The sequence below is a fragment of the Pseudomonas sp. FSL R10-0056 genome (genome assembly GCF_009600105.1).
Classification (GTDB): Bacteria; Pseudomonadota; Gammaproteobacteria; order Pseudomonadales; family Pseudomonadaceae; genus Aquipseudomonas; species Aquipseudomonas bubulae.
Genome location: NZ_WIWL01000112.1, coordinates 124,441 through 146,167 on the forward strand (window position 1 = coordinate 124,441; position 21,727 = coordinate 146,167).

The window sequence follows — 21,727 nt, forward strand, 5'->3', positions numbered from 1 at the left end:
AGTGGCTTTTTTACGGTGACCCTTGTTGCTTTTGGTAACCTAGCTCGCTGCTAATGCTAAAGCTGCAATGCAATAATAATTCTCGATACTGCGTTTCAATTCCGACGGGATCCATTACTGCATCGGGCCCTGACAGATTGATAGCGGCCACTACTTTCCCGCTATAATCTTTTATTGATGCTGCAATAGCTGTCGAATAATCGGACCGATGCAGTACCCAGCCTCGTGCTCTGTCATCGGCAATTAAGCTTTGTAATTCCACTAGTGTACGGGGTGCTGGGTTCGGATAGTCGTCCAGACGGATGTGTTGATAAAGTTGTCCTAGCTCTATTTCGTCCAGCGCGGTCAACAGCATGCGGCCCATGGCGGTGCAGTGACAGGCGATGCGCGTGCCCACCGGAATGTTCACGGACAGTCGTTGCGCCGCAAAAGCGCGATACAGGTACAGGCTGTCGGTCTGCTCGCGGATGCTCAGGTGGCAGGACAACGACGTCCGATCACGGAGCTCGTTGAGGTGCGGCATCGCCACTTCAACGATGTCGCGGCTGGCCAGATAACTGAAACCATCGCTGATGACCCGTGCGCCGAGTTCATACTGGGTGTTGTGCTTGTTCAGGTAACCCATGTGGGTCAGCGTGAACAGAATGCGATACACCGCCGAGGTGCTGACCCCCAAGCGCTCGGCGATTTCCTGAATGCTCAGGCTGCGCGTGCGGGCGTTGAACATGCCCAGCACACTGAGCCCGCGGGCGAGGGCAGGGACGCTGTAGTCGGTGTCTTTGTCGGGCGTTTCAGCCATGTTCATCGGGTGGCTCCTTGATTACAGCCCTCATCGCACTTAGCACCACGGCGTTCCGGCGTTGACAGATTTGAAGTGGCCAGCCCCTGCAGGGTTGGCGCGGCTTCCGATCAATCCAGCGCTTCAATCCCCAGCACCTGCCCATCGAACTCGGCCATGGCATCCAGCACCGCGCCTTTGAAGTACGCAAGCGAGGCGCGGTCGAACAGGATCTGGAACGCCGGTTGCCCCTTCGAGCCCAGGTTGATCACGATGACGTTGATGCGCGCCGCTGACGTCTGCGCGACGGCGCCTGGCGGAAATGCGGCGGGGCGCAGGTCGACGCCGCAGAGCTTGGCCATGACCTCGGCAATGCACACGCCGCTCAAGTGCAGCCAGGCGTGGCTGTCCTCTCGGGGCAACAGGTAGTTGGCGCTGTGATCCAGCTCCCAACGCGCCTCCTCGTCGGCGATGCGTTCGCCACGGTCCGCAAGGCTGCCAAGGATGAAGTACTCGGTTTGCGACAGGCGCGCCACATGGCTGCCGTCTGCCTGGGTAACGGCCTGGTTCGGCGCATCCGGCAGAGTAAACCCTCGCGCCTGCAAGTACGCGGCGCTCTGTTGACCGCGAAAGCCGACCCTCGGTAAGTCGGTCAGATCGACCAGCACGCATTGGTGTAAAGCTCCGAGCTGAAGCGGAGCGGGTTCGATGTAGGTTTCTGTGTTGAGGCTCGACATGTCAGAGCTCCTGGCGCTGGTTTTCAGGATCGAAGAAAGGCAGTTTCACCACCGTGGCCTGGACGATCACGCCGTCCTCGACGCGGATCGGGATGTGCTGCCCCGGCTGGCTTTGATCAAAGGCGGCGTAGGCCAGGCCGATGATCTGGTCCAGGGATTGCGAGTACTCGCAGGAGGTCACGTTGCCGCTGATGTCCGGACCGCTGAGCACCAGATGGCCCTCCAGCGGTTGCGGGCTGGCCTTGGGCAGCGTGAAACCCACCAGCTTGCGTTTCTGCGGTTGGGCTTCGAGGATGTCCACCGAGCGACGGCCGACGAAGAACGGCTTGGTCCGGCTCACCGCCCAACCCATGTCGATCTCACCCGGATGGGTCATGCCGTCAGTGTCCTGACTGATGATCACGTGGCCCTTTTCCAGGCGCAGCAGCCGCTGGGTTTCGACGCCGAACGGGCGGATATCGAAGGCTTTGCCGGCTTCCATCAAGGCGTCCCACAGCGTCAGTGCGTGACGAGCGGGGACGTGAATCTCATACCCCAGCTCGCCGACGAACCCGACCCGCAGCAAGCGCGCCTTGATCCCGGCCACGGTGCCCTGACGCACGCCCAGATAAGGAAAACCTTCAGCCGACAGGTCCAGGTCCTGGCAAACCTTTTCCAGCACTTTGCGTGAATCCGGCCCGGCCACGTTGACCGCCGAAATCGCCGCCGTGACGTTGGCGATGTCCACATCCAGCCGCCACTGTGCGTTCCACTTGAGCATCTGCTGGTAGATACGATCGACACCGCTGGTGGTGGCGGTGACGTAAAAATGGTTCTCGCCGAAGCGTGCGCACACACCGTCGTCGATCACCACGCCCTGTTCGTTGGTCATCAGCGCATAACGGGAGCGACCAATCGGTTGCTTGAGGAAGGCGAAGGTGTACATCCGGTTGAGCAGTTCGGCGGCATCCGGGCCGCGCACGTCCAGACCGCCCAACGTCGAGACATCGATGATGCCGACCTTGTTGCGCACGTGCAGCGCTTCAGCCTGCATGCACGCGTCGCGCTCGCTGGCCTTGCCGTAATACGCGGGACGCTGCCAGATGCCGGCAGGCATCATCTTCGCCCCGGCCTCCACATGCCGTTTGTGCATCGGCGTCTGCCGGTACGGATCGAACGCACGTCCTGCGACGTGGGCGAGTTTCTCGGCTTCAAAAGGCGGACGTGCCGTGGTGACGCCGGTTTCGCTGACGCTGCGTTGCGTCGAGGCGGCAACCAGCCGTGCGGTTGGCAGCGCCGAATGACGCCCTTGGGACGGGCCCATGCCGACCGTGGAGTAGCGCTTGACCAGCTGGATGTCGCGGTAGCCGATTTTGGTGGCGTTGACGATGTCACGCACTTGCAGGTCTTCATCGAAGTCGACGAAGTCCTTGCCCTTGGGGTGCGGGAAGATCGGCCAGGGGAAGTTGACCTGCGCTTCGGGACGCATCGCCAGGGGCTTGGCCGCAAGCTCCAGCTCCAGCGCGACGACGATGTCGGCGGCGGTATGAATGGCGTCCGCCAACACGTTGTCCAGCGCGTGATAGCCGTGGGCCGAGCCTGCGACGGTGAGGTTTTTCGGCAGCCCGCTGAGGGTGAATTCTGCCAGTTGATCGTCGTAGGCCAGCTTGCCACCCGCCTGACACAACAACTGATAGACCGGCATGTAGCCGCCGGACATGCACAGCAGATCGCACTCCAGAACCAGACCGCTGCTGGCCACCTGACCTTGCCCGGTGATCTTGCGGATGTCGGCGCCGCTGACGTGGCGCATGCCTTTCTCGTGCAGCGCCTCAAACACGGTGCTGCCCAAGTGACAGACGACGCCGCGCTTTTCCAGCGCCAGTAGCAGGCTACGGTCGGCGGGGTTGCTGCGCATGTCCACCAGCGCAGCCACTTCAACGCCCTGATCGTGCAGATCCAGCGCAGCCAGATAACCATCATCGTTGCCCGTCAGCACCACCGCGCGCTTGCCCGGCTTGACTGCGTAGAGCTTCATCAGGCGTTGCGCGGCACTGGTCAGCATCACGCCGGGCAAATCGTTGTTACGAAAAATCACCGGCTGATCGAACGAGCCGCTGGCAATCAGGCATTGCGTAGCCCGCACTTTGTACATGCGCTTGCCCTGAATCACCGGCAGGTAGTTGTCAGTGAACCAGGCGTTGCAGGTGGCTTTTTTCAGCACGCGAATGTTGGCGTGGCCTTCGACAGCGTTGACCAGTTCACGACGCAAGGTCTCGGCGCGGGTGCCTTCGAGGTCGAAGCGGGCGTACGTCAGCGAGCCGCCGAGGACCGGCTGTTGCTCGATCAGCAGCACCTTGGCGCCCGCGTTGGCGGCCGTCAGGGCGGCCTGAAGACCGGCCGGGCCTGCGCCGATGACGGCCAGGTCCGCGAACAGATAGGCTTTGTCGTAATACTCGGGCTGGAACTTCAGGTCGAGCACGCCCAGGCCGGCCTTCTTGCGAATGATCGGCTCCCAGAGTTTCCACGCGCCCTTGGGCTTGTAGAACGAGCGGTAATAGAAGCCCACTGGCATGAATTTGGAGAACTTGCCGAGGTAGGCGTCCTTGTCGTTGTCCAGCGAGCCGTTGAAGTTCTGCCCGGTGACCTGCACGCCGCGTTCCAGCAGGTGACTGTCGGCCAGTACGTTGGGCTCACTGGGCAGTTGCACCAGCGTGTTGGCGTCTTGCCCGGCCTGGATAGCGATGCCCAACAAAGGCCACCACGTATCCAGAGATACAGGCGTACATGGCGTGACCGAACGATATCTGTCCCGCTTTGAGCAGAACTACAATGCCAAGCGCAGCCAAGCCGTAGCACAGCGACAAAATCAGGGGGAGCTTGAGCCAAGGGAATGCTATTGCCAGGCCAAGGATGACGATGACCGCAGCAGTATTAAGTAGGAGAGAGCGCATCAGATTTTCCTCGCCTGAACAACAGTGAACAGGCCTTGAGGCCTCGCCAGCAACACCAGAACCATGATCAGGTAGGGCATGACGACATCAAATTCGGGTGCAAGGTACACGCAGAAAGAACGCGACAACCCAATCAGCAGGGCGGTAATCAGGGCCCCCGTTATTTGACCCAGACCGGCACTTGCGACGACCGCGAACGACAGTACGATCATGTCCGCGCCGATGCCTGGCACCAGTGACGTGGTGGGTGAAGCCAGTGCTCCGCCCAAGGCCCCCAGGACTTCGCCGACAACAAAAGTTAGATAGGCTATGCGCCGTGCGTTGATGCCAAGGGCTGTCGCCACTTCTCGGTCATGGGTGACTGCGATGATCTGCCGTCCCATCAGAGTGCTGTTCAGGAACCACTTGAGGAGGAAGTAGACCGCCAGCGCCGCGCCTGGGACGAAGAGCAACTGGTAGTTCATGTACACCACGCCCATCAGTTCAGATGTCCCCATCTGGTTGACGACATCCGCCACAAAATAAGGCTGCGTCCCCCAGATCATCCTTTGCAGGTCCTCAAACATCATGAAGGCGCCGAAGGTCACCAAGAGCTGGAGAATCGGGTCGCGATCCTGGAACTGCCTGAGCAACAGCATCAGCACCGTTCCCAGTACGATCCCTACCGCGATAGCGCCTGTGACCAGCAGTAGTACGGATGTCACTGCAGATTCCGGTCCCTGCCCAAGCCATAGCCCCAGGGAAGCTGAACCGTAGCCACCGAACGCGTAGAGGCTTCCGTGTGCCACATTCAGGATGCGCACTACGCCAAAGATGAAGGTCAGCCCCAGTGCAACCAGAAACAGCAACCCGGCGTAGGACATGCCGTCTAGCATGGCCAGGATGAAAATATCCCGGCTCATTGCAAGGCGCTCACAGGTTGAACCTGGTCAAGCAACTCAGGCGTCACGGTCTTGACCCACTCAGGAGATTTTTCACCTGGCGGGGTCGTGATCTTGTCGGCAGGGACAATCACGATGTCCTTCAAAACTTTGAATTTGTAGTCGGGACTTGAGGTGGTGATGCCAAAGAGCTGAGATTCCAGTCCCTGCCCGTCTTCTGGGCGTATGCGGATCTGACTGGTCAGCCCCCGAAATTCGAGCCCCTTGAAGGCGTCGGCCAGCTGTTCCTCATTGGGCCATTTGCCGCCGTTGGCCTGGATCGCCCTCAGGTAGGCCGCCTTCATGCCGTCGAGCGCCTGCACCATGTGGTACACAGAGTAGATCGGGTAGGTGCCCGTACGCTCGTGGTATTTGGTGACGAACGCCTGATGCCGGGCATCCTTGGCGTATTGAGGATTCAAGAAGTAATGATCGCCGCGCGCACCAATCAGGACGCCATCAGGCAGCGTATTGCCAAGGCGCTCAAGTGAGGTTTCGCCCAGGGCCAGGAAAAACTTAGAAGTCTTCAGCAGGCCTCTCTGGCTGGCTTGGCGTACGAAGGTATCCAGGTCGCCTCCCCACGAGGTGGTGAGCACGATGTCTGGTCGCAAGACCTGCAGTCGGCTGACCTCGGCAGAAAAATCAGAAGCTCCGAATTTGGGGAACAGCTCAGCAACGACTTTCACGTCTGGTTTGAGTTGCTTCAGCACAGCGCTGAAGATTTCCCATGAGTCTCGGCCCCATGCGTAATCCTGGTTTACGACTGCGATGGTTTTGAAATCAGGATTGACCTTTAGCAAGTAAAGGACGCTGGCAACCATTTCGGTCACTGCGTTTGCCTGGGTGCGAAAGACATATTTGTATGAATGGCCTTCGAGTGCTTTTTCTGTCCCACAGTCCCAGAGAATGTTCACAACCTTCAGGTCTTCAGCGACGGGGGCGAGTGTGTTGCAGTTACCGCTGGAGATTGAGGCGATCATCACCTTCGCACCCTGCTCCTGCACGACCCGGCGGTATTCAGATAAAAGCCGATCACCCCCTACGCCCTCGTCAACGTAAACAGGATCTACCTTGACGCCATCAATACCGCCGGCTGAGTTGAGCTCTTCTATATAGAGCTCGGCGGCAGCCTTAGCCGGCATGCCAAAGACTGAGGCGGAGCCGGACATAAATGTCGTGATGCCGATTTTGACGGAGTCAGGCTTATCGCCTTCGGCGTATGCAGTTAACGTAGAAAGACCCACAACCGCACTGGTCATGATCCGCACGCACATCAACTTGAGTCTGGATGGGGACATAGGAGGTATCTCGATCGGCTTTTGTTGTTTTTATGAAGCTATGCGCCGAGGATGCGCTGGGGAGGCCGTTTAAGGAATTTGCAATTTGGTAAGAGGGCGTTTAGCAAAACAAAACGCGTCGCGGCATAACGCACAGGCGGCTCCCAGCGCGCATTCGGGTCTCAGGGTAGTTTTACGGCTTTGGGATAGGGTGGGATCTTGCTTAGAAAGTCGGGTTAAACACGTGTGAGGGCTAAAGCATTTATGGGCAATTAATGCCGGCTTAAAGTCCCCGTCCGGCTTTAGTAACATCGATATGGTGCTATTTGGCGACGAAGCCACCAGACGGGGAAGAATAGATCTTAGATCTCGATAGCTATCTTGCCAATTTGTGCGTTCGACTCCATGAACCGGTGGGCGTCGACGATTTGAGCAAGCGGGAAGACCTTTGCTATCAATGGACGCAGCGCGCCGGATTGCAGGCCCTTGGTGATGAATGCTTTAGCGCCGTCCAGACGTTCGGGGTCTTGAGTGATTTCAAACAACTGGTATCCACGAATGGTCAGATCTTTGCCAAGCACTTCCATCACAGGGATGCTCATGTCTGCTGTATCGAGCGCTCCGTACTGAAAGAAAATTCCGAGGTAGGAGAGTGCTCGCAGGACATTGGCTACCTCTGGTCCGCCCACTGGGTCAAACGCCATGCGGGCACCTGCGCCTGCGGTGATCCGGTTCACTTCGGAGACGAGATCCTGTTCCTGTGTCGCAATAACGTGGGCGGCTCCCGCGTCCAACAAGGCTTGGCGCTTTTCACTGGTGCGGGTTAGCGCGATCGGAACTGCCCCCAGAATGTTTGCAATCTGGATGGCCGCCAACCCTACGCTGCTCGACGCTGCGCGAATCAGAACGGTGTCACCCTTCTGCAGATTCCCGATATCAACCAGAGCACCGTATGCGGTAACGAACTGCATCCAAGTGCCGGCAGCTTCTACGGATGTCATTCCTGCTGGCTGACGAACTAAGGCGTGCACCGGGGCAACAGCGAGTTCGCCGTACATGCCGTAGTCTGCGAACGAGAAAGCGGGGATTACATTCACCTCATCGCCCACAGCATACTCGGTGACACCAGGCCCAACGCTCTCGATTGTACCGGCTGCTTCGTAACCGAGAGTGGCGGGCATCTCAGGGGTAAAGGTGTACTGGCCGAGCCGATACATCGCTTCTGCTCGATTGAGGCCAAGAGCCTTAACCTTGATACGAACCTCTCCCGCTTTTGGGCTACGCACATCAACGTCATCAATCTGAAGCACTTCTGGGCCGCCGATGCGGTGGAAGCGGACGACTTTGGACATAATGAATTCCTCAAGATAAAGGGCGGACACATACTCGCTCTGGACGTATGCGCCGACCTGAAGGGTTGCGCCGGCTATTACGCCCGCTCTGCAACCAATTGGGAGATGGCTTCGTTCAACGTTGTCGAACCTTTGCGCATCTCGATACCGCCGCCTTCGAAATCAATCCACCCTTCATTGAAACCATTGATCATTTGAATGCGGGGAAGGGGATTGGTAGCCCCTTGGGATCGGAAAAGTGGCTCCCATTCGGAGTGAGGTATAACGTTGGTAGTTACTCGATGACCGAATGCGAGTGAGAGGGCATCTTCGATGTCCTTGGCGGAATAACGTGATGGGCCCTCCAGTTCCACAACCCTTGCCCCGTCCCAGTCCTCATGCAGCAGTTGCGAAACCGTGGTGCCAATGTCGCGGATAGCAATCATGGGAATGGGATGGTCGGCAGGCTGGAGAAAACTGTTGATGTTGCCGACGCGAGCGTCGCTCAAGTCCCAGGATGAGTTCTCCATAAACCATGCCGCACGCAGAAAGGTGATTGGCAGGTTCAGTGTCCGAAAGCTCTCTTCGGACATCTTCAAATTGTTGAGCAGGTTCTCGCGCTCGACGTGGGCGCCTACCGTAGACAACACGATGACTTTCGCTGGTTTCGCCTTATCCAGGGCTTCACGCACCGAGCGGTTTGCCTCGACGGTATCCGGGAAACCAGGTGAGGGGTCATAGTTGGGTGGCATCAGGATGAATGCACCGTCCACACCAGTCAGCGCCCGTGTCATGGCCGGTATATTGCGATTATCCGTGACGGCGACTTCACACCCGCGATCAGCCCATACCGCACCTTTGGCAGCATCCCGGACGATCACTCTGACCTGCTCCCCGGCATCCAGCAATGCGTTGGCAACAGCTCTGCCAACTTGGCCAGTTACACCCATAACTGCAAACATTTGCACCCCCAATTATGAATACCAACATGAATCTCAACGAGAAAAACCTTGGTCGGCCGCTCACGGCCGCCGACCTGCAGCGTGTATTCGCCCATCATTTTCGGTCGTTTGAGAAGCGAGGCGGGCCATTGCGCTCACTCGACATGCGCATGTTAAAGTTATGATCATCACCGCGTATATGGCATTTATTTGCACGTAGTGCCAAAAAGCGTACTACCCAACTGAGGATGATGTATGACCAAGCTTAGGAACTATGACGGCGCACCGGGGTGTTCCATCGAAGCCGCGCTTCACATAATGGGCGGCAAGTGGAAGGGGGTCATCCTTTACCACCTGCTGCTGGATGGCACGCATCGATTCAATGAGCTACAACGGCGCCTTACCGGCGTACCGCCGAGATTGTTGATCAAGCAGCTTCGGGATATGGAGGAGGATGGACTTGTGGTACGCAAGGTCTACCCAGTGGTACCACCTAAAGTTGAATACTCGCTAAGCGACGAAGGTCGGAGCCTTGAGCCTTTCATCTTGGGATTATGCGGTTGGGGAGATGCCTGGTTGAAACGTCGGGGTATGACCACAGCGGCGCAGATGAGAGCGGACGAGGAAGCTGCAGGGCTGAAATCAGATGCACCGTTCTTAGCTGAAGAGCAAGGGTAGGGCAGTACGCTTAAGCGTACTATATGCAAATTTTCGCAGTATTTACGTTTCTGCCCACTCCGATAGGCTTGTTTGCAAACGGGCATTTGACTGGATCGAGAACTCCAGCCTAGCCCTGAACAACCCTCGGAGTATTGATTTTGTCCGCAAAACTTTTTGAACCAGTAACCATCGGTGGCTTGACACTTCGCAACCGGATTGCGATGTCACCAATGTGCATGCACTCAGCCGATGATGATGGATGCGTTACGGATTTCCATACCGTGCACTACGGTGCTCGAGCCCTTGGTGGCGCAGGTCTCGTATTTCTGGAAACCACTGCCATTATGAGTAATGGAATGATTGGCCCTGGCGATATTGGGATCTGGGACGACGTCCAAGTTCCAGGGTTAGCCGAGCTAGTCAAAACTATTCAGCGGTTTGGGGCGAAAGCAGGCTGCCAGTTGGGGCATGCAGGCCGTCAGTTGGGTATCCCAGGCCCATCCATCGCACCTTCGGCCATCCCGTTCACTGCCGATTCACCTGTGCCGCAGGCACTCGATCTGGCAGGAATCAAGCAGGTGGTAGAGGCTTTCCGACAAGGCGCACGCCGTGCTCATGAGGCGGGCTTCGACGTAGTGGAAGTGCACACTGCCCACGGATATCTGCTCAATGAGTTTCTCTCGCCACTCGCGAACCATCGCACCGACGAATACGGTGGCAGCCATGAGAACCGCTATCGCATCGTCCGTGAAGTGATCGATGCCGTTCGCTCCGAGTGGAAAGGCCCATTGTTCGTCCGGATCTCGTCCACCGACTACACCGAAGGCGGTAACACACCTGAAGACTTCCTCATCTACGGCAAATGGATGAAGGAGCAGGGCGTAGACCTCATCGACTGTTCGTCAGGCGGTATCGCTATGGTGAAGGTAAAGGCTTTCCCTGCCTACCAAGTTCCAGCGGCTGAATTGCTGCGTCGTGAGCTTGGGATCATGACAGGCGCCGTCGGTCTGATCGAAAGCGGCCGCCAGGCTGAAGAAATCGTACAGAACGGTCGGGCAGACATTGTTCTGGTTGGCCGGGACATGCTGCGAGACCCCTTCTGGGCCCGCACCGCCGCAGACGAATTGCGAACGGCTATCCCGGTTCCTCCGCAATACACCCGTTATGGATCGGTATGGCAGCGCAGCCAACCGCCGGTGCCATCAGCACCAATGACCGAAAGCTGATCTGCCCACAAGTACAACAGGCTTGATCCAATTTACCCCTGATGCGCCACGCAGCGTTCAGGGGTTTTCTCCATCCGAATTTATCCAGGTCGTTTTCTTTGTTGAAGCGGCTCCTTACCGACTTGAAGGAATAACATGAAAGCCATTGCATTCACTCAACATGGTCTGCCAATCGAAGACCCCAATTCGCTGATGGACATGGATCTGCCAAGGCCAACTCCAGGCTCGCGTGATCTATTGGTGGAGGTGCAGGCCATCTCAGTCAATCCTGTCGACACCAAGATCAGGGCAGGCTCCGCGACCACTGAACCCAAGGTGCTGGGTTGGGACGCAGTGGGAGTAGTCCGTGAGATCGGCGCTGATGTAACGCTGTTCAAAGTCGGCGACGAGGTCTTCTACGCAGGCTCTATTGTGCGTCCTGGTAGCTACAGCGAATTTCACTGCGTGGATGAGCGTATCGTTGGTCATAAGCCTAAAACCATCAATGCAGCTCAAGCAGCGGCATTACCTCTCACGTCTATTACCGCTTGGGAGTTGCTCTTTGACCGCCTTGGCGTTGCTGAAGGGGGTGGAGAGGGGAACAGTTTACTCATCATGGGGGCTGGGGGCGGAGTGGGCTCAATCCTCGTCCAATTGGCTCGCAAGCTAACCAAAATGACAGTTATTGGAACAGCTTCACGGTCTGAAACGAGTGACTGGATAAATCAGCTTGGCGCTCACCACGTGATCAATCACAGCCAGCCTTTGCTTTCGCAGTTGGAACAGCTCGGGATCAGCCAAGTTAGCTATGTAGCGAGCCTGGCCCATACCGATGTCTACCTGCCGCAGCTGGCGGAAATTCTGCGTCCGCAAGGCAAGCTGGCGGCAATTGACGATCCCGAAATCCTCGACGTCATGCCGCTAAAGATGAAGGCGATATCGTTGCATTGGGAAATGATGTTCGCCCGTGCTTTGTTCGAGACGCCGGATATGATCAAGCAGCATGAGCTGCTCAATCGTGTGTCCGATCTGATTGACCAGCGCGTATTGACGACGACAGTCGGGGAAAATCTCGGAAAGATCACGGCTGCCAACCTGCGTCGAGCTCACGCTCTCATCGAAAGTCAGAAGACCATAGGCAAGATCGTACTTGAGGGTTTCTGATCTCATTACACCGTCCGCCTCTCCCACTAGGTAGGAAGCACGGCGGTTGAACAGAGGTACGTTGGGTGGGAAATCTGGAAGCGCCGCATTTCTTCGACGAGGTTCGGTGCTTGCCGGGCTGATCAGGCCGCGCGGTGTTTCGCGAACCGCCTTTTCAGCGCTTTCACCTGATTCGGTTTCTTGCAGAAGAAGCCCTCGATAACTTGAATATCGGCCTCATTCAAGGTTGGCGCGTCCATGGAAATCAGGCACAGCACTTTGACAGTGCGATGTAAAAGAATGCCGGGACTTTTTCAGCATCCCCGCCGAGAGATTCGAACTTAGCCTTTGCCGTCACTAACAGCCAGGTGAACTTGTGTTCGTAGTCAGCCTCAGGCCCGGGATGAGGGTATAAGACCCAGGCTATCTCGGGCCAGATATGCTGAAAGGACTTTAGCATGGAGGCCAAGTTAGCCGGGCGACCTGGATAGATCGGTGAGACGAACATCCACCCTTTTTCTTCTTCATCCACCACGCGGGTTTTACTTAGATGGCGTAACAGGACTAGGGCTTGCTCGGGCAACGGCACGATGTGCTTGCTTTTTTCTAGGTACCTCGTCTTACTCAGGACGGAACGCCAATCGTTGCCGACTAGGTCGACGTCTTCTGAGCGCATTAGTACAATGAGAGCGCGAGCTTTTCAGCAATGCTTCAATTTCAGCGTCGTATATCAGCCCAGCAGGATACCGTTGCAAAAGCGAGATTTTGTATTCCGCTGTTTTCAACACCTGCATCTGGTTCCTCCAGAGCGCGCCGATAACTCTCTTCCGTGAGCCTGCTTTCGCGTTGAGGAATCGAATTTTCTTTCGGCACTCTGCGTTCGTAAGATCACCCCTCCCGCGTGTTGGCGAGGGAACGCTACCGGGGTTGTGTGACAGAAATGAGGCAGGGAGGCGATATTAGATTAGTGGCAATTCTCTAAGGCAAAGCAAGCCTTCCAGCAACGCCAGGGCACTGTCAACTCACCCTCCTTGAGCTGAATCAACCTGGTGTTGAATCGCGTCGCGATATTGAGACTTCAACTGGTCGGCTAGCGGACTGAGTATCGGATTGCCTCTGAAATTCACCAGGAGGGTATCTATGACTGCCGCGACCCTATCGATGGCTGCGTCCACGCTGGACGGGGTAAAGGGATCAAAGTTGATAGCTTCGAGCTCCACATCGAGCTGCTTCAATACCGGCTCTGCCTCCTGCATTTGAGCACGAACTACGTCTAGCGTTGAATTCATAGCAACATCCTTGTAGGGCGATTTCGTCACGTTCTATTTGAATCAGGCGGTAGTTAGATCGGTCGACGCGGGGTTGTACGGTTGAACGCGCCAGACTTAAAACTGAAACAAAATAGTAGCCTATAATGAGTAATCGCTGTAGCACTGCGCGAAGCCGAGCACGGTAGAGGTCAATGCGCTGAGGCTCGGTCATTGACGACCTTATCAAATCGCGAGCAGGGCCAATATTTGGCGAATAGCGCGTCTGCTAAGCTCGTATCCATAGCGCTTCAAAGAGATGACTGCATGTCCTTCGTTGACAAGTTCGTTGCTGAGATACTGACCCTTCAGGTCGCCCTGTATCACTCCCGTGCACGATTGGAGGCCAGGACTGATGGCGAAGCCTTGCATGACCTCAGAATCTCTGTGAGGCGCATCCGGAGCCTACTCCGACCGATGCGTTCGATGAGCGAAGCCACTGCGTTGAATAATGCTGCGGCGGAAGTGGGAAGGCTGACCACGCCGGCTCGCGATCTTGAGGTATTGATCGAAGAACTAGAGGAGAGGGGCTTTCCTGACCAGGCGCAGTTCAGGAAGGCGCAGCTGGATTCGGACTACCTCAAATTTCTAAAAAGCCCAGCTCTCAAGAACCTGTTCATTCAATTGGATGAGTGGCCTTCAGCCTTTCGCTTGGCTGAAATCAACGGCGGTTTGCAGCATGTCCAGCGTCAAATCGCAAAGGCGCTGACAAAGCAGATTGATCGATTGCATGCGGCGGTAGATGACTCTGAATCAGATCGGCACGAGTTGAGAATCCTGGTCAAGCGAACCCGCTACCTGACAGAGGCGTTTCCCAAACTGTCACCGCTTTCGAGTAAGGCCGCGAGTTCTCTCAAGGCCCTTCAATCGGCTCTGGGTGCCTGGCACGACCATTATCAGTGGTGTCAAAAAGCATCGGTCGAATCAGATCTGCAACCACTGGCGGAGGTCTGGCAGCGCTGCGCCGCAACGGCGTTAGAGAAAGCTGAGGCCCAATTAGCTGAATTGGCGAAGTTGCTGCCAAAATCGTCAGGCAAAAATACGCGCCGTGTATCGACACACTTCATGCCTGGATGATCGCCCAGAGGCAGCTCGCGTGCGAATGATCGGCCATCGCCAAGGCTTTGCGGAAAGTTCGTTGCCAGGTTGGGGGCTGGCGTTTAAGTGACCTTGGGTTAGACGTTCAAGCGGGAATTAACCCTGCTTCCTGATAGCTTGAAATCAAATCGTCGAACAGATAGATATCCTCCCTGGTTCGAGCTATGAGCTGCGCGCCCGCCACTGCGGTGTAGATCGCAAGGGCGCGTCGTTCACAACTTTTAGCATCACCCCATTTGCTGTCAGAGAGAACGTCTGCAAGCCACTTTACGTTCACGTCTGCGAATGCCCTAACTTCCTTGGACACTTGATCAGGGAGGTCTTCGAACTCGGCGGCCATAAAGCTCGAGAGACACAACCGATTCCTGTTCTCTAGGGACTTGCGGAAAATCGATGGGTAGAGCTGCAGACACCGCTTCGGGTCAGTGTGGGAAAGCCGGAGGTTAGTGAGCGCCTCCATCGTTTCCTGCCAATACCGTTGCGCAACGGCTGCACCGAGGTCAGCTTTGCTTTGGAAATGGTAGTAAATGCTCGCATTCTTGATACCTACCTCCTCAGCAATGCTACGGAAGTTAATCCCGCCGTAACCGTGTAACTGGGCTGCAGATTTAGCCGCTGCCAGGATTCGCTCTCGAGCATTCTCGCTCACGTCACACCTTCCTCAACTGAATCCCACTGGATGTACCGCTGATCGTACTCCTTTCGTCCCAACCTGCCAATTGACAGGTAGGGGGTTGACGGCAAGAAAATTCCGGCGCAATCTCAACCTACCAACTGACAGGCAGGCAATATCTCATGACTACCTCACAACCACTCGATGACGTCTCTACCATCTCTCCAATGAAGATCTATGACTGGTTTGATGGCCCTTACCCAGCACGAGTGCGTATCGCACTTGCCGAAAAAGGCATGTTGCCGAAGATTGAGTTTGTTTCGGTGAATCTCTGGACTGGGGAGCACAAAGAGGCTGAATTTTTGGCGATCAACTACTCCGGCACCCTCCCGGTGCTTGAGCTGAAGGATGGAACACGGATCGCTGAGTGCACCGCCATCACCCAATATTTGGATAGCTTGGATGGCAACCCGACCCTGACCGGGGAAACGCCCGTTGAGAAAGGTCTGATCCACATGATGACCAAGCGTGCGGAAATCGAATTCCTCGACGCGGTCAGTGTTTACTTCCATCACGCAACGCCGGGACTTGGGCCAAAGGTCGAGCTTTACCAGAACGCCGAATGGGGGGCAAAGATGGGAGAAAAAGCGACCCGAGGTATGCGTTACTTCGACAAGCTCTTTCAGCAACAGTCCTATGTTGCCGGCGACAAGTTTTCGATGGCGGACATCGCTGTCATCGGCGGGATGATCTTCGCGTCGTTGGTGAAACTGCCAGTTCCTGAAGAATGTGAAGCGTTGCGTGCTTGGTATGCAAGAATGCAAGAGCGTCCGAGCTACAAGACTTGGCGCGCTTTGGTTGACCAAGGTGCTCCTAAGAGCTGATAGCTAACGGACTCGGTATCCGCCATCTCCATATCGGTGGCGGATACACTTGTTTATAGTTTATCGTTTTTAGATCAGGTTTTCTTACTTATCTCTACGCTATATCGAATTAGTATGCCTTTCCCGATATAGCCGATGGGCTGATGAGTACGATTAGACAGGGAGGTGAACGATTGAGATGAGTTCCACAGTCGTGCAAACTTTAGGATTTTAATTTCCCGAGAACAGGAGTTTACGGATGCCATTTACAACGAAGGAAAAGGAAGCTTTGTTGGCCTTAAAGGGTGTAGGGCCAGCTGTTATCGCTCGTCTTGAGCAAATTGGATTTGACTCCCTTGATATCCTCAGCGAAGCGGATGCTTGCGATATCTTGACCTTGGCATCGGCGGCAGTAGGGTCTACCTGTTGGAAAAACAGCCCCAAGCTCGGGCGGCCATTAACGCTGCTATAGAGCTGGCAAAAAGCTCCCAGCCAAGCGTAGATTGTTTTTGACTTTTGGAACTATAGGGTTCTTCTGCGGTTACTGATCTCAAAGTGATTTTTGGCAGTAAATGAACGGGGCATTTGGAGCAGGATACAGACAGTCGTTTTGCATGGCTTTGAACTCGATATCTTTCTCGAGACCAGCATTGCTCGTAAGGGCGTTGAGAGCCTTGATCCATTCAGTAAGGAGCTTTTCGAGTTAGCAGGGCTGCACGACTTTGGCCCTGACAGATTTCGAATCTTTAAAACTCGACAATTTTCATGGCAGCGAAACACATTATCGATTGGAAATTAGAAGGCCCACCAAGGTAGGCCTTCCAACAGCCGTCTCTGACAATGTCGTTATTGGGACATGTCATTTTTTTTCATTTCATCTTTAGACATGTTGCCTTTTTTCATCGTGTCTTTGCCCATTGAATCTTTGGACATGTTGTCTTTCTTCATCGTGTCCTTGTGCATCGCATCCTTCTTCATAGTGTCCTTTTTCATCGTGTCTTGGGACATCGTGTCCTTCTTCATCGTGTCATTGCTCATCGTATCTTCGGCGTGTACACCGGCGACGCCCACTGCCAGGCAAACACCTAGGATTGCAGTAGTTAACCTTTTCATAGTGAAGCTCCTTGAGACTCAGGTTGCGAAAAAGCGCAGCCCATGCCGCGCAATGAGGTTGCCTCGGGTGTCAGCTACCACCGAACCAGTTATAGCCTTGGTCTTCCCAGTAACCACCGGGGTAGGTGTTGGTGACGAAAATCGCTTGAATGTGCTTCGGGTTCTTGTAACCAAGTTTGGTCGGCATGCGCAGTTTCATCGGGAAGCCATATTGACGCGGTAGTACAGCACCGTCGTAAGTCAGCGTTAGTAGCGTCTGAGCATGCAGTGCCGTGGGCATGTCGATACTGGTGTAGTAGTCGTCGGCGCATTTGAAGCCGACGTACCGGGCATCGGTGTCAGCACCCACGTGCTTGAGGAAATCGCTGAAGCGCACACCGCCCCAGCGGCCAATGGCACTCCAGCCCTCGACACAAATGTGTCGGGTGATCTGCTCGGTCTGCGCCATGGCGCGCAGCTCCTCAAGGCTCCAGCTGTGCTTGTCGGCAACCATGCCGGAGACTTCCAGACGGTAGCTGTCTTCATCGACGGCTGGCGCTTCGTCGATGCCATAGAAGGCATTGAAGGGAAATGGCCGTGTGATCATCGACTCAGGGTAGGTGGGAGCCATGGCGTTCGGATTGAACAGCCAGCTCTGCACTCTGTCATTTAAGCGCGATATGGACGACAGCGCCGTTTCAACTTGATCGTTATCGGAGATGTTGCAGCCGGACAACATCGCCACCCCGCCGAGGGTCAAGCTACGCAGCAGGAAGGCACGTCTTGAACGATCTTCGACTTTGAGCGAAATAATCTTTCGTGCGTCCTTCAAAATGGCCGATTCATCCAACTCTGGGCGCTTGCTCATGCGCGCTCCTTATGGCCGACAATCATGGCCCATAAAGTCTTCGGCACCAGTACGACCATCACCAAATGCACGGCGATGAACGCCAACAGTAAAGACATCGCAATGAAGTGCACGTGCCGTGCTATGTCGTAGCCGCCCAGCAGTTCGCGTAGTAGCGGAAACTGTACTGACTTCCACAACACCAACCCGGAAATCACCAGAACGGTAATGTCGAGAATCACGAACAGATACGCCACGCGCTGCACATGGTTGTAATGGCTTATATCGTCATGCCCCAGCCGACCATGGAGAGCAGACCACAGGTCATGAAAAAAGCCTTTGGGTGATACAGGGAAAAAACGTCGCGACAGCCTGCCGCTAAAAAGATTGAGAAGTAAGTAAAAAAGACCGACGCCCACCAGCAACCACATGGCTGCGAAATGCCATTGCAGCGCGCCACCCAGCCATCCGCCCAAGGTGATCGACTTGGGAAAATCAAAACCATAGAGGGGAGAGGCGTTGTAGATACGCCATCCGCTCATGACCATGACCAACACTGCCAAGGCGTTCAGCCAATGGGTCAGCCTCAACCAGCGAGGATGGCTGTTTTTCGGATTCAGCTTTTTGGTATTGGTCGTTTCAGGCGCGCCGGGCATTGGAGGAAGCTCCAAATCTGAATAACGTCATAACCTAGATCGAGTGTAGACGCTAACCTGGAGCACGACGCCTCACTTGAGTATGGGCGGAGCGTACTGTAATCATTCTCGTGATATCGGCTGCCAGCCAGCTAGGCTTGTAGCCTGAAGAGGGCGATGAGGTGAGGGCACGGTCATGCCAATTGCAAAAACAGCACTTGTCCTGGCCGGTGGTGGCAGCTTGGGGGCGGTTCAGGTCGGGATGCTGCAGGCTCTGGTTGAGGCTGACATCGTGTTCGACCTAGTGGTGGGCGCGTCGGTCGGCGCCATCAACGGTGCCTACTTCGCCGCGAGACCGAATGCCCAAGGCGTAAGCGAACTTGCAGACTTCTGGCGCAGTCTGCGCAAGTCGGATGTGTTCCCGTTCTCGGCGTTCGACACAATCAAGGGCATTCTGAATCGTCGTGGGCACTTGCTGAGTGCATCCGCCTTGCATCGTTTGGTGAGCAGATCACTGCCGGTCAAGCGGATTGAAGATACCGAGTTGCCGCTTTATATCGTCACCACCAATCTGCTAAGCGGTGCCGAAGAGCTTTTATCCAGTGGCAGTGCCGAACTGGCGTTGCTCGCCAGTGCTGCAATTCCGCTGGTGTTTCCCAGCGTGCGAGTCGGCGAAAAGTTCCTGGTTGACGGCGGTGTCAGCAGCAACACGCCAATTGCCAGCGCGGTGGCATTGGGTGCAAATCGGGTTCTGGTGCTGCCCACCGGGTTCGGTTGTGCCTGCCCCTGTCCGCCCAGTGGACTCGTTGCGCTGGCCTTGCACACGCTCAACTTGATGAGCATGCGTCAACTGGTGCGTGACATCGAGTTGTACCGCGCTCGCGCCGCCATCCATGTCGTCCCGCCGTTGTGCCCACTGGACGCTTCAGTGTTCGACTTCAACCAGACCGATCAGCTTCTCCAACGTGCTTATCAATCGACCCAGGACTGGATAGAGCAGGGTGGTTTGATTCGCGACGGTATACCCGATTCGTTGCTGGCGCATACTCATCATTTTGCTGATGAATGAGTTGAGCACCGCAAACAAACGTATAAAACGGTTCTGGTGTAAGTCTCTCCAAGCGAACGCGCTTGCTCAACGTTAAGAGCCCCGGGAAATCGCAGAGAGGTAATTAAGTCGCCGCAGCAGAATTGGTATGTGCGAGGAGGTGGGTACGATGACGGGGCCAGCTTTCCAGCAAGGCATCCATTTCAGCATCGTTTACCAATCCAGCAGGATATCGGTGCAAAAGCGCAATCCTGTATTCCGCCGTCTGCCGCACCAGCATTTGACTTCTCCAGAAAGCACCGATCACCCTCTTTCGGACGTCTGCGTTTGCAGCTAAACGTCGAATTTTTACACGGCTCTCTGCATTCATAAGATCACCCTCCAGCATCTTGGCCAGCGAACGCTACGGGGCTTGTGTGACAGAAATGAGACAGATTGGCGATATCAGATTAGTGGCTATTTTCTAACGCCAAGCAAGACTTGCAATAACGCCGTGTGACTGTCATCTTGAATCGCCCCGGGTTTCGTAGACACCTCTTTGCCTTAAACTTAGGCCAATTAGGAGGTGCCATGAGCCACGCACGTCACCCCGAAGAATTCAAAATCTAAGCAGTCAATCAAGTGACCGAAAAGAAACTGCCTCTCGCTGAGGTAGCGGCCCGTCTTGGCGTGTCGACGCATAGCCTCTATGCCTGGATAAAGCGCTACAGCAAACCTGAAGAAGAACGGCAGCAGGATAATGATCTGCATGCGCGGAACTCAAGCGCGTCACTGAACAGCCAGACATATTAAAAAGGGCCGCCGCGTACTTTGCCAAGGTCTGTATGCAACACTCATTGGCGTAGCGATGGAATCTTTCCTTCTTGGTCTTTGGTACGCGCCAAAAACAAATCCAGAGCTGAGTCGTTCCCTGCTTCAGCAAGAAGGGAAACCCCTCAGATTTCAATGGGGCTGACGTAAGATGCGAGAGTCGTTTCCAGCTCAAATCTTCTGATTGTTTTCTCTGTGTCGTCAGTCTTTCCTCTCTTGAGCTGCGCTGTGCCGCAGAAGGTCTAAATAGTCAGCCCATTGTTGAGCCGCCTCCCGGCGCTGTACCAGCAGTTGCGCGCGCGCATACACAGCTCCAAGCGCACCTGGCATGCGATGGGATAACGACAGTTCGAGCACGATGGGGTCAATACCCAAGTGCTCGTGAGCAATAGTCCGATAGGTAGCGCGAAAGCCGTGGGCAGTGATGTCGTAATCTGGCCAGATACGCTGAAAGGACTTGAGCATGGAGGTCGGATTAATGGGACGACCTGGATAAATCGGCGAGGAGAACACCCATCCTTTGCCTTCTTCGTCCACCACGCGGGTTTTACTTAGCTCGCGTAACAGGACCAGAGCTTGCTCTGGTAACGGCACGATGTGCTTGCTCTTGTCCAAGTGCTTGGTTTTACTGACCACGTAACGCCAATCGGCGCCGACCAGGTCAACGTCTTCCCAGCGCATCTTTACTAGCTCGCCAGGACGGACCGGCAACATGACCAGCAGGCGCATCGCGGTCGCAACGCTGCCATCGTTGCAGTCATCCAGACGTAGAAGAAACCTGCCCAGGTCGGCGGGCCTTTCGATCGCCGGGTTGCTGGTCACGACATGGCGAATCTTTAGCTCCTCAGTGTTACTGAGCGCCACGTTGCGCTCCACCCAGCCTCGACCTTCGGCAAAGCCCAGAATGGAACGGATGATGGTGCGTACGCGCCGGGCCATGGCCATGATGCGCTGACGGCGCAGCTCCGTGATGATTGTGGTGATGTGCTCCAGCTTGATCTCGCTGACCGGTTTATTGCCGATAGCGGGCAAGATGTGGTTATTAAGTGCGCCACTAAACCCCGAGATGGATTTGGGCACCAGTTCCGCAGACTTAAATGCTAACCATTGTTTGGCCACATACCCGAAGGTGCGCTCTTCGTTGAGCAGCTGTGCCCCTATCTTCGCGGTCTTGGCTTTGAGCGGAGCAATGTGGTTGGCTACGTCGCGGCGTGCGCCGCGGGCAATGTCGCGTGCCTCCTTCAGACCGATTTCAGGGTAAGCGCCAATGGAGAAGCGGTTTTCCTTACCATGCAGCCGATACTTCAAGCGCCAGAATTTGGACGGGGATTTACCGGCCCTGCTCGACGTTCTCACCTCCAAGTAGAGGCCAGGCACTTCGCCGTCGGCGTGCTTGCCGGGCTCAGTCAGCGAGCGGATGAAGGCATCGCTGAGTTTTCGTTTGAAAGCAGTATCAATATCTGGCGGCATCGGTGGGGGCATCCTTTTT

Annotated in this window: 19 protein-coding genes and 4 pseudogenes; 8 read left to right on the forward strand and 15 right to left on the reverse strand. The window is 55.6% G+C overall.

Annotated elements, in window-relative coordinates:
* Positions 1-10 precede the first annotated feature (10 nt).
* The 7 genes and pseudogenes from GHO42_RS06070 to GHO42_RS06100 form a co-directional block, all read right to left on the reverse strand.
* Positions 11-799 carry an IclR family transcriptional regulator gene (locus tag GHO42_RS06070; protein ID WP_178114904.1) on the reverse strand — a complete coding sequence of 263 codons (789 nt, stop codon included), beginning with the start codon at positions 797-799 and terminating at the stop codon, positions 11-13.
* Between the two features lie 110 nt (positions 800-909).
* Positions 910-1,515 carry a sarcosine oxidase subunit gamma gene (locus GHO42_RS06075; protein ID WP_153325987.1) on the reverse strand — a complete coding sequence of 202 codons (606 nt, stop codon included), beginning with the start codon at positions 1,513-1,515 and terminating at the stop codon, positions 910-912.
* Position 1,516: 1 nt separating this feature from the next.
* A pseudogene (locus GHO42_RS06080) lies at positions 1,517-4,243 on the reverse strand (FAD-dependent oxidoreductase); the annotation flags it as partial.
* 204 nt (positions 4,244-4,447) lie between these two features.
* Positions 4,448-5,350, reverse strand: a complete 903-nt coding sequence (locus tag GHO42_RS06085; RefSeq protein WP_153325985.1) for a branched-chain amino acid ABC transporter permease — start codon at positions 5,348-5,350, stop codon at positions 4,448-4,450.
* The gene (locus GHO42_RS06090) at positions 5,347-6,627 is read right to left on the reverse strand and encodes an ABC transporter substrate-binding protein (protein WP_218575996.1); all 1,281 of its coding nucleotides are present in this window, start codon (positions 6,625-6,627) and stop codon (positions 5,347-5,349) included. Before GHO42_RS06090 ends, GHO42_RS06085 begins: the two co-directional genes overlap by 4 nt.
* A gap of 380 nt (positions 6,628-7,007) precedes the next feature.
* Entirely contained in the window at positions 7,008-7,997 is a 990-nt protein-coding gene (locus tag GHO42_RS06095) for a zinc-dependent alcohol dehydrogenase family protein (protein ID WP_153325983.1), read from the reverse strand.
* A 77-nt stretch (positions 7,998-8,074) separates the two neighbouring features.
* Entirely contained in the window at positions 8,075-8,938 is an 864-nt protein-coding gene (locus GHO42_RS06100; RefSeq protein WP_153325981.1) for an NmrA family NAD(P)-binding protein, read from the reverse strand.
* Between the two features lie 234 nt (positions 8,939-9,172).
* On the opposite strand from GHO42_RS06100, the gene GHO42_RS06105 reads away from it, so the two are divergent.
* From GHO42_RS06105 to GHO42_RS06115, 3 genes are all read left to right on the forward strand, one after another.
* Positions 9,173-9,595 carry a helix-turn-helix domain-containing protein gene (locus tag GHO42_RS06105; RefSeq protein WP_153325979.1) on the forward strand — a complete coding sequence of 141 codons (423 nt, stop codon included), beginning with the start codon at positions 9,173-9,175 and terminating at the stop codon, positions 9,593-9,595.
* 140 nt (positions 9,596-9,735) lie between these two features.
* Positions 9,736-10,803, forward strand: a complete 1,068-nt coding sequence (gene namA / locus GHO42_RS06110; protein WP_153325977.1) for an NADPH dehydrogenase NamA — start codon at positions 9,736-9,738, stop codon at positions 10,801-10,803.
* Between the two features lie 135 nt (positions 10,804-10,938).
* On the forward strand, positions 10,939-11,946 hold the full coding sequence (locus tag GHO42_RS06115) for a zinc-binding alcohol dehydrogenase family protein (RefSeq protein ID WP_153325975.1): 1,008 nt from the start codon (positions 10,939-10,941) through the stop codon (positions 11,944-11,946).
* Between the two features lie 406 nt (positions 11,947-12,352).
* Here the strand turns inward: GHO42_RS06115 and GHO42_RS26010 are convergent.
* Together GHO42_RS26010 and GHO42_RS06120 are read right to left on the reverse strand one after the other, a co-directional pair.
* Positions 12,353-12,610, reverse strand: a pseudogene (locus GHO42_RS26010) (integrase); the annotation flags it as partial.
* A gap of 337 nt (positions 12,611-12,947) precedes the next feature.
* On the reverse strand, positions 12,948-13,214 hold the full coding sequence (locus tag GHO42_RS06120) for a hypothetical protein (RefSeq protein ID WP_153325974.1): 267 nt from the start codon (positions 13,212-13,214) through the stop codon (positions 12,948-12,950).
* A gap of 285 nt (positions 13,215-13,499) precedes the next feature.
* Here GHO42_RS06120 and GHO42_RS06125 point away from each other — a divergent pair, with 285 nt between their 5' ends.
* The gene (locus GHO42_RS06125; RefSeq protein WP_153325973.1) at positions 13,500-14,309 is read left to right on the forward strand and encodes a CHAD domain-containing protein; all 810 of its coding nucleotides are present in this window, start codon (positions 13,500-13,502) and stop codon (positions 14,307-14,309) included.
* Positions 14,310-14,415: 106 nt separating this feature from the next.
* On the opposite strand, the gene GHO42_RS06130 is transcribed toward GHO42_RS06125, so the two are convergent.
* The gene (locus tag GHO42_RS06130) at positions 14,416-14,979 is read right to left on the reverse strand and encodes a TetR/AcrR family transcriptional regulator (protein WP_178126927.1); all 564 of its coding nucleotides are present in this window, start codon (positions 14,977-14,979) and stop codon (positions 14,416-14,418) included.
* Between the two features lie 191 nt (positions 14,980-15,170).
* On the opposite strand from GHO42_RS06130, the gene GHO42_RS06135 reads away from it, so the two are divergent.
* Entirely contained in the window at positions 15,171-15,827 is a 657-nt protein-coding gene (locus GHO42_RS06135) for a glutathione S-transferase (protein ID WP_178114905.1), read from the forward strand.
* A 238-nt stretch (positions 15,828-16,065) separates the two neighbouring features.
* Positions 16,066-16,319: pseudogene (locus GHO42_RS06140) on the forward strand (helix-hairpin-helix domain-containing protein).
* A gap of 333 nt (positions 16,320-16,652) precedes the next feature.
* On the opposite strand, the gene GHO42_RS06145 reads toward GHO42_RS06140, so the two are convergent.
* The 3 genes from GHO42_RS06145 to GHO42_RS06155 form a co-directional block, all read right to left on the reverse strand.
* Positions 16,653-16,919, reverse strand: a complete 267-nt coding sequence (locus GHO42_RS06145; protein WP_153325971.1) for a pentapeptide MXKDX repeat protein — start codon at positions 16,917-16,919, stop codon at positions 16,653-16,655.
* Between the two features lie 70 nt (positions 16,920-16,989).
* Positions 16,990-17,766 carry a molybdopterin-dependent oxidoreductase gene (locus GHO42_RS06150; protein WP_153325970.1) on the reverse strand — a complete coding sequence of 259 codons (777 nt, stop codon included), beginning with the start codon at positions 17,764-17,766 and terminating at the stop codon, positions 16,990-16,992.
* Complete coding sequence (locus GHO42_RS06155) at positions 17,763-18,401, reverse strand: cytochrome b/b6 domain-containing protein (RefSeq protein WP_153325969.1); 639 nt, start codon at positions 18,399-18,401, stop codon at positions 17,763-17,765. Before GHO42_RS06155 ends, GHO42_RS06150 begins: the two co-directional genes overlap by 4 nt.
* 175 nt (positions 18,402-18,576) lie before the next feature.
* Here GHO42_RS06155 and GHO42_RS06160 point away from each other — a divergent pair, with 175 nt between their 5' ends.
* A complete protein-coding gene (locus tag GHO42_RS06160; protein WP_153325968.1) occupies positions 18,577-19,449 on the forward strand; it encodes a patatin-like phospholipase family protein in 873 nt (290 codons plus the stop codon).
* Between the two features lie 103 nt (positions 19,450-19,552).
* Here the strand turns inward: GHO42_RS06160 and GHO42_RS06165 are convergent, their stop codons facing one another.
* Positions 19,553-19,798, reverse strand: a complete 246-nt coding sequence (locus tag GHO42_RS06165; RefSeq protein WP_153325967.1) for a hypothetical protein — start codon at positions 19,796-19,798, stop codon at positions 19,553-19,555.
* 251 nt (positions 19,799-20,049) lie between these two features.
* Between GHO42_RS06165 and GHO42_RS06170 the strand changes: the two are divergent.
* Positions 20,050-20,251, forward strand: a pseudogene (locus GHO42_RS06170) (transposase); the annotation flags it as partial.
* A gap of 188 nt (positions 20,252-20,439) precedes the next feature.
* Here GHO42_RS06170 and GHO42_RS06175 read toward each other — a convergent pair.
* Positions 20,440-21,708 (reverse strand): site-specific integrase, encoded by a 1,269-nt coding sequence (locus GHO42_RS06175; protein ID WP_153325966.1) that lies wholly within the window; start codon positions 21,706-21,708, stop codon positions 20,440-20,442.
* Positions 21,709-21,727: the final 19 nt, after the last annotated feature.